We start from the raw sequence: 7,928 nt of genomic DNA, 5'->3' as shown, positions 1-7,928 counted from the left end.
GACGTCACCAAGTTCGGCAACATTCCTAACGGCGGAGGGCACAAGTTCCTCAGCCGGCAGCAGAGCAAAGCAAACGCGCACGCGCAAGCACGGGCCTGCGCTGCGTCGCGGTCGCGCGCGAGGCGAGCGGTTGGGTCCTCCAGGATCTGCCGAACCCATCCAGGGTGCGCCGGTAAGGGGCCTGCGCCTTGCACGGTCTGCAGTGCCTGCCCGCCTGCAGTGTCGCCTGGTCGTCCAGGCGTGCTCGTCCGGGCGAGCACACCTGTGCCGCCCGCACCGCTCGCGTGCTGGACGCCCCCGTTCAGTCTGCTCGGGCGCGTGCGGTTCTGCGAGGTCGGCGAGGTGCTGATCGATGCGTTCGAGGCCTGCGCGGGCCTGCTGCAGCGCGTCGGTGTGCTTGAGCGGCTGAGCGAGGCGCGTTCGCGCCGGCACGGCCGGGTTGCAAGTTCGCGAATCCGTCCTGTGCCCGTTCGATGAGTTTCGGAGTCTCCGTCACCCTGTTCTCCAGCACGCGGACGACGCCGACGTCACCGTGGTCGACGGGGATCCGGACGCGGGCGCCGGGCACTCCCCCGAGCCCTAGCTGCAGTTGCACGTTGCCGAGGTCGGTGTGCCGGCGTGCGGTGACCGAGAAGCCGGAAATCTCGCCGAGTACCCCACTGGAACGGTCGTCGACCATCGGGCGCGCCCACCGGATCCCGGCACGGTCAGCCGATTGGGCGATCGCAGCTGCAGCATCGGTGCGGGGATCGTACCGGTGCTCGCCAATCGTGATCCAGAGCTTCTCTTCCGGTGAGGTCTTGCATCTGTCCACGGGCCTGCTCGAGCGTGGCGATGTCCGCGCCGCGCTGCTTGGTGCGGACATCGATCCCGCGCAGAGCGCCCTGCACGGTGATGTGGTTGCGGTGGAAGGCCCACTCGAGGCGTTCGAGGCGGGTGGTCTAGTTCAGGGCGACGGAGCGCTGCAGTAGGAGCGAGTTGCGGAGGCGCTGACCATGTTCGAGGGCATCATTTACCGCTACCACTGCCGGATCGCGTGGCGGGAACTGCCCGATGTGTTCGGGCCGCGGCAGACCGTGGGACATGGCATCACCCCATGGCGGTCGAGGAGGCTTCGACAGGGTTATCGCTAAGCGCACCGCCGAACCCGACGCGGAAGGGCTGGTCGATTGGTTGCTGTCGGTGGAATGGACGATTCGCCGGCGAGCATCAGCACGCGACGGACACGAAGCACCCCAGCATCACCGGTCGGGCGACTCCCGGGCGCTCCTGCCGTCCCCGGCACATGATCTGCTTGGAAGCCGGTGCGTCGATGACGACATGCACAGAGGGCCGGGGGCCCGGGCGGCCATGACACCAGGCTCCGCGACCCAGATCTGCTGGCGCTCGTAGCCGAGGCACTTGCCGACTACGTCGACATGAACGCAATCCAGGTCCGCAGCACGGGGCGAAAGTCGTGACTAATGCCACGAACATCGCGGCTGAACTCAGCGTTCGCCAGCACCTTGCGATCATGCCGGCTCTACGAAATCGGGTGACTCGCCTAACGGTAGACGGCCTCTGTACCCGCCCGTCACGCAAACAATCCCCGGTGCGGCAGGCTAGGAGCGCACGATGCGGCCGCGCTGGAACACGGTCGTGACGGGCCGCTCGGTGAGAAAGACGTCCATGTCCTCTAGGGGGTTCCGCTTCATGAGCACCGCGTCGAAGATATAACCAGGGGCGATGCGTCCGTGGGTGGCGCCGAGGCCCATCAGTTCTGCACCACCACGCGTCGCCGCGATCAGAACGTCGGAGGCGCGCATTCCTGCCTGCGTAAGCAACGCGAGTTCTTCGAGGTTGCGCCCTTGTGTGGTTAGGTCGCTGCCCACCGCGATGCGTACTCCGGCTTGGCTCGCTAGCTCGACCTGTCGGCCGCTGAGCTCAATCACCTCGCGTACGCGGTGTGCGGCACTAGTTGGGAGTTCGCCGGCGTCAGCGAGTGCGGCAAGCTCCTGAACGACAATCAGCGTCGGCACGAGCCAGATGCCACGCTCGGCCATGCGGTCGGCCTGCGCCGCGGTCATGAGCATGCCGTGCTCGACGCTAGTGACACCAGCAGCGATAGCGTTGTCAAGTCCTTCCCCGCCGTAGGCGTGTGCCGCTACGGGAATTCCGGCTCTGCTCGCCTCCTCGACGGCAACTCGCACTTCATCGAAGCTGAACTCCGCCTTCGTGGGGATGTCGCCCATGGTCGAGAGCAACCCGCCCGTGGTACAGAGTTTGATCCAATCGACGCCCGACCTGATGTGGCCGCGAACTGCCTTGCGCATTTCGTCGATGCCGTCGACCACGTGTTCGCCTCGGCCGGGGTATGCCGGCATGAGAAACCCGGTCATGGCGGGGGCGTCGATGCTCGGCAGGTATCCGTCGGTATGGCCACCGGTTTGTCCAAGCGCCGGACCGGAGACGCGGAGGGTCGGACCGGGTACCGCGCCCGAGGAGATCCCATCCCTGATACCGGCGTCCGACGTCGCGACGTCTCGTGCAAGGGTGATCCCCAGCTCCAGCAGGGTGCGCGCATTCCGCGCTACTTCGAGCGTCCAGCGTGTGGCGTTCATGAGCATCATGTGCTCCAGACTCGGCGTGAAACAACCGAGATGCACATGGACATCTGCAAACCCAGGCAGCAGGTACTGCCCCTCGCCGTCGATGCGTGGCGCGTTCGACAGTGCCTCGGTACCTACGTCAGCGATGATCCCGTCCTTGACGGTAATAGAAGTCTCGGGCGCGAAACGACCTTCGTCGGTCATCGGCCGGACACGGTCGAGCACGAACGTGCCGATCGGGTATGGCATAGCGAATCCTTTGAGGATGGGTGCTGACTCGTCTGGCCGTATCATGACTGGGTTGAGCACGTGAGAAGGAACTCAGCACCGAGAGGTTCGGTCGCCCGCCAGAGGCCGCCCGATGCCTCGGCGCACGTGCCCCCTAGCGCGACGATACGCTCGGCGGTGGCCTGGCCGCCTGTAAGGTCACGGTTCAGACCGAAGATCGGCACCCATTCGCCGCGCCCGCCGGCAGTGACCTGCGCGAAGGCGCCACCCGTGCTCAAAGTTCCAACGACCTCTGCTGCGCTCCCGGCGGCGCTCGTCAGCTCCCACGCGAATGTCTGGTGGAGAAACTCGATCGTGGCGTGAGGATCCGGGGAGGTCAGCCTCGCGCCGACCAGCGGAGCAACGTTCGCATGGAGTGAGCCCGGAACGAGCGATCGGGCCTCCCAGACTCCGAGCGTGCTGCCCGCAGGGTCGGTGATCATGGCGATCGTGCCGAACTCGTCGAGCCTGGTCGCGGGATAGCTCAAAGCGCCGCCCGCGTCCAGCACTCGCTGCAGAAGCCCCACGATATGGTCGGTGACCACGAAGAGCGTCCAGCGTGAGGGTACCTGGTCGGGGCGAATCTGTTCGGCGCCGAGGATAGGCACGCCCCCCTCGCCGAGAATGCGATAGTCGATTCCGTCGAGTTGCACCCGTTCAAACCGATGCCACGCGAAGAGCTCGCCCAAGAACTCACAGCTGCATTCGATATCGGTGCTGACTAGATCGAGCCACCCGAGTAAGGCGGACGGCGTGGCTGCTGCTGTCGTGGTCATTATCGCCCTCCTGGATGCAGGCACGCATCGCCTGCACTCGCAGAGAAAAGGATCTCAATATTGCGATATTAATACAAGCGGCTGGCGTGAGCCAGTCGGACTCGGTTCAGGCGGACTCGGTTCGATTGGCCTCGGTTCCGGCCTGCTGAACGAGGGCATGGACGGCGTCGTAGATCAGGCCGCGCACCCATGCGAAGTCCTGGTATCGATCGCCGAATACTCGAGAGGCAAAGAGGCCGTCGATGAGGGCGAGAATCGTGGCCGCGAGCTTCCCGGCGTCCAGAGCGCTGCGCAGCTCGCCCGAGTCGAGTCCCTGTTCGAGATTGGTCTCGAGCACCTCGAGCCAGTACTCCTGCTGCGTGTGCATCGCCTCATATAACTCCGGGTTACGGGAGGACGCGGAAAGCAGTTCGAGCCAGTAGCCCGTCTCGGTATCGTGCGTGGTATCGCCAGCAAGATGGTCGATCTGCGCGTGCAGGCGCTGCCAGGAGCCCTTGATCTCGGAGAAGGCTGCGACGACTCGCTTGCGGGACTTCTCGTCGGCGAGAACGATCGCCGAATGTAGGAGCGTGCTCCGGTTGCGGAAGCGGTGTTGAAGCGAGCCGATGGAAACCTCTGAGTGATCGGCGATGTCGATCAGCCGCACCTGGTCGTATCCCAGCTCGGAGATGAGGTGAACGGTAGATGCGAGGATCCGCTCATCGATCTGGTCACTGGGTTCAATTCGGGCTACGCGCACGCCTTGAGCGTAGCCGGTCATTGAACCAGGATTCCTCCTTGACAAGCTGCATTAGTATCGTATTATTGCCCTGTCGCAACGAAGCGACCACGGTTCCCGAATGCAACGATGACGAGGGGCACATGAGCTTGAGGTCTGGATCTGCGACGATCTCCGCATCCGCCGATGTTGGTGGCACGTTTACTGACGTGGTCACGGTCAACCGAATCACGGGCGAGGTGCGAGTCGCGAAGGCGCCCACCGTCGCAGAGGATCCTTCGCAGGGCATCGCACACGCGCTCGAGACCGCGGGTGCTGACCTCGCGCAGATGGAGCGGCTCGTTCACGGCACGACCACTGGTATCAACACGCTTCTGCAGCGTAAGGGCGCTCGAGTGGGGTTCTTGACGACCCAGGGATACAAACACCTCCTCCTGATCGGGCGAGGCAACTGGCCTTCTTTCCGTTTGACCTGGGAGCGCCCCGAGCCGCTGGTTTCGGGGCGCTTTGCGGCGGAGGTGCGCGAGCGAATCAAAGCAGACGGCACAGTACTGGTGCCGCTCGACATCGATGACGTCATCGCGCAGGTAGGCAGGCTAATCGAGGCTGGTGCCGAAGCGATTGCGGTCTGCTTCATCAACGCCTACGTCAATCCCCAGCACGAGCAAGAGGTGGGGCGGATTCTGGCGGCGCACTACCCGGATGTCGTCGTCTGCCTCTCGCACGAGCTTAGTCGCCGCTACCGAGAGTACGAGCGAGCGGTCACCACGGTCGGCGAGGCATACCTGCGTCCGAGAATGCGGCACTACTTTGACAGCCTGACCAGGGGTATGAAAGAAAGTGGCTTCGCGGGGCGCCTCTTCATCACTGCGAGTGATGGCGGAGTCATGGGGGTCGACCGGGCCAGGGACAGCGCCCTGCGCACCCTCGTCTCGGGTTGCGCAAGCGGAATCGCAGGAGCGTCGATCGTTGCACAGGCGGAAGGCTGGGACAACCTGCTCGCCATTGACATGGGCGGCACGAGCTTCGACGCCGCTCTCATCCGAAACGGCCACCCTGTGATTGCTGCGGAGGCGTCGGTCGCAGGCTTCGAGTTCCAGGTGCCGACGATCTCGCTCTCCACGATCGGTGCGGGCGGAGGAAGCCTGGCCTACCTCGATTCGGTCGGAGGCCTGCATGTGGGCCCCGAGAGCGCGGGGGCCGTGCCCGGGCCCGTATGCTACGGCCGCGGGGGAGAACAGCCTACGTTCACGGATGCCGCGCTTGTCGCCGGCCTGGTCCCAGAGACGATCCTCGACGGCAAGATGCAGCTTTCCCGGGCGGATGCCGAGGCAGCCATTCGAAAGCGGATCGCGGAGCCGCTCGGGCTCTCCGTGCAGCAGGCAGCCTCGGGTATTCTGCGCATCGTCGAGTCGAAGATGGCGATGCTCCTCGAAGAGATGACCGTAGGCAATGGGCTCGACCCGAGAGTCTTCACGCTTTTCGCGTACGGCGGCGGAGGGCCTCTCGTGGCTTCGAGGATGGCGGAGGAACTCGGTATTCGCCGCATCCTGGTGCCGCAGCACTCGGGCGTCTTCTCGGCCTGGGGCATGCAATCGCTCGACGTGGTGAAAGAGCAAAGTCTGACGAGAGTGCAGTCACTTGACGGGAAGAGTAGGGAAGACCTCGCGGAACCGTTCGAGAGCCTCGTCCATGCTTCTGCCCGAGAACTCGAGGCCGAAGGATTCAGCGCGTCGGAAGTCGTGCTGTTGAAGTTCGTGGAGATGCGCTACGAGTCGCAGGAGCACACCATGCTCATTTCGTTCGACGAGCGTGGTGCAGAGGCGCTTCACGCGGCATTCGACGACGCGCATAGGGCGCGGTTCGGATTCACGGTGCAGGGCGAAGTCGAGATCGTCACCTATCGCGTGCGCGCTGTCGGCCAGCTGGAGAAGCACGACATGGCCCCCACGATTCACGCACCGTCGCACATGCCAGAAGAGCGAAGGCGCACCGTTCACCACCGCACGAACGCAGAGGCGCAGAGCTGGCTCATTCTGCGGCGTGAAGATCTGGGGTCAGTTCCCCGGACAGGCCCCGCCCTCGTGGAAGAGGAAACCTCAACAACAGTGGTGCCCGAAGGCTGGACCTTCAGGAATGACAACGGAAACTTGGTGATCGAACGATGAAGACGCAAGATCCGATCAGCGCGGCCGTCATCCGTTCAGCGCTGTCGTCAACGACCCGCGAGGTGTTCGATCAGTTCGTACGAACTGCGCTGATGCCTCTGATCTACGAGAACTACGACTTCAGTGTCGCGTTGTTCGACGACGAGGTGAATCTGCTGGCCGACTCGTCAGGGCTGCCAGAGTATGTCGGTTCCCTCGCCTTCACGACAGCACGCTTGGTCGAACAGTTCGGTGCGGGGCAGTTCGTCGAGGGCGATGCGGTCATCTGCAGCGAACCTTACCTCACGGGGGCGCACCCGCCGGACATCGCAGTGGTGTGCCCCGCGTACGCAGACGGACAGCTCGTCGGTTTCTGCGCGGTGCGGGGCCATATGGGAGACGTGGGATCGCGTACGGCATACCCCGCCGACACACGGAGCGTCTATGAGGAGGGGCTGCTGCTGCCGCCGCTGAAGTTCGCGAGCGGAGGTGTGTTCGATGAGAACATCGCCAGCATCATCGGCGCGAACTCGCGCATGCCGCGAGAGACGGTGGGAACGCTGAAGGCAGCGACCGGTGCGGTGCTTCAGGGTGCGGCGCGGCTCACGCGCATAGTACAAACATACGGCGAACCCTCCTACCGGCTGGCGATCGAGGAGCTGCTCACCCGCTCGGAGAAGGAGGTGCGCGAGGTCCTGTCGAGCATTCCTGACGGGGAGTATGCCGTTCGCGACCAGTTGGATCACTCGGTGCTCGATACTGAACCTGTGCCGCTCGTGTGCACCGTGCGAATCTCGGGCTGCGACATCGAAGTCGATGTGACAGGGTCCTCACCGCAGATCGTCGGCTCGTTGAACGTGCCTTACACGCAAACGGTTGCGGCATGCCGGCTCGCGGTCAAGAGACTCACCACACAGGACTCGACGCCGGCGAACAGCGGAGAGTATCGCGCTCTCTCGGTGATCGCACCCGAGGGGTCGATCTTCAATGCGACCTCGCCGTCGGGCACTTTCTTCATGCACACGACGGCGTCAATGCTCAGCGAGATGATCGTCACCGCGCTGCAGCCGACAATGCCGGATCGCATCCCCGCAGCCACGGGGGGTCATACGACGGCGTTTGTGAGCGCCATGGAATACGACGGCAAGTACGTGCAGACCGACGACTGCGCCCCCATCGGCTACGGTGCGGTCCGCGGTGCGGACGGGGCGAATGCCCTGCAGCACTTCAGCATCGCGGGGATTGCCCTCGCGCCTGCCGAGGTCTGGGAGTCGCGCTCACCACTCGTGAAGATGCGATACGAACTGGCGCGCGACAGCGGCGGGGCGGGTACCTGGCGCGGCGGTCTGGGTGCGCGGGTGCAGTGGCTATTCGGTGCGGATGCTGAACTTTCCTTCCAGGCGCAGCGAACCATCGGCAATTTCCTCGCCGG

Annotated in this window: 6 protein-coding genes; 3 read left to right on the top strand and 3 right to left on the bottom strand. The window is 64.3% G+C overall.

Going from position 1 to position 7,928, the window contains the following annotated elements; genetic code table 11:
• Positions 1-623 precede the first annotated feature (623 nt).
• On the top strand, positions 624-971 hold the full coding sequence (locus tag B7X32_RS15890) for a hypothetical protein (RefSeq protein ID WP_292721726.1): 348 nt from the start codon (positions 624-626) through the stop codon (positions 969-971).
• A gap of 630 nt (positions 972-1,601) precedes the next feature.
• Here the strand turns inward: B7X32_RS15890 and B7X32_RS15885 are convergent.
• The 3 genes from B7X32_RS15885 to B7X32_RS15875 form a co-directional block, all read right to left on the bottom strand.
• Entirely contained in the window at positions 1,602-2,837 is a 1,236-nt protein-coding gene (locus tag B7X32_RS15885; RefSeq protein WP_292721724.1) for an amidohydrolase family protein, read from the bottom strand.
• A gap of 41 nt (positions 2,838-2,878) precedes the next feature.
• Entirely contained in the window at positions 2,879-3,631 is a 753-nt protein-coding gene (locus B7X32_RS15880; protein ID WP_292721722.1) for a hypothetical protein, read from the bottom strand.
• A gap of 106 nt (positions 3,632-3,737) precedes the next feature.
• Positions 3,738-4,391: a TetR/AcrR family transcriptional regulator gene (locus B7X32_RS15875; RefSeq protein ID WP_292721720.1), complete on the bottom strand. Its 654-nt coding sequence runs from the start codon at positions 4,389-4,391 to the stop codon at positions 3,738-3,740.
• On the opposite strand from B7X32_RS15875, the gene B7X32_RS15870 reads away from it, so the two are divergent.
• Positions 4,316-6,517, top strand: a complete 2,202-nt coding sequence (locus B7X32_RS15870) for a hydantoinase/oxoprolinase family protein (protein ID WP_366246998.1) — start codon at positions 4,316-4,318, stop codon at positions 6,515-6,517. The two genes, B7X32_RS15875 and B7X32_RS15870, sit on opposite strands and share 76 nt — an antisense overlap.
• A partial coding sequence (locus B7X32_RS15865) for a hydantoinase B/oxoprolinase family protein (protein WP_292721714.1) occupies positions 6,514-7,928 on the top strand: 1,415 nt, incomplete at its 3' end. The genes B7X32_RS15870 and B7X32_RS15865, both read left to right, overlap by 4 nt.

This window comes from Microbacterium sp. 13-71-7, from assembly GCF_002257455.1.
Taxonomy (GTDB): Bacteria; Actinomycetota; Actinomycetes; order Actinomycetales; family Microbacteriaceae; genus Microbacterium.
Note: the sequence above shows the minus strand (reverse complement) of the source record. Positions and strands in the feature narration are given on the sequence as shown.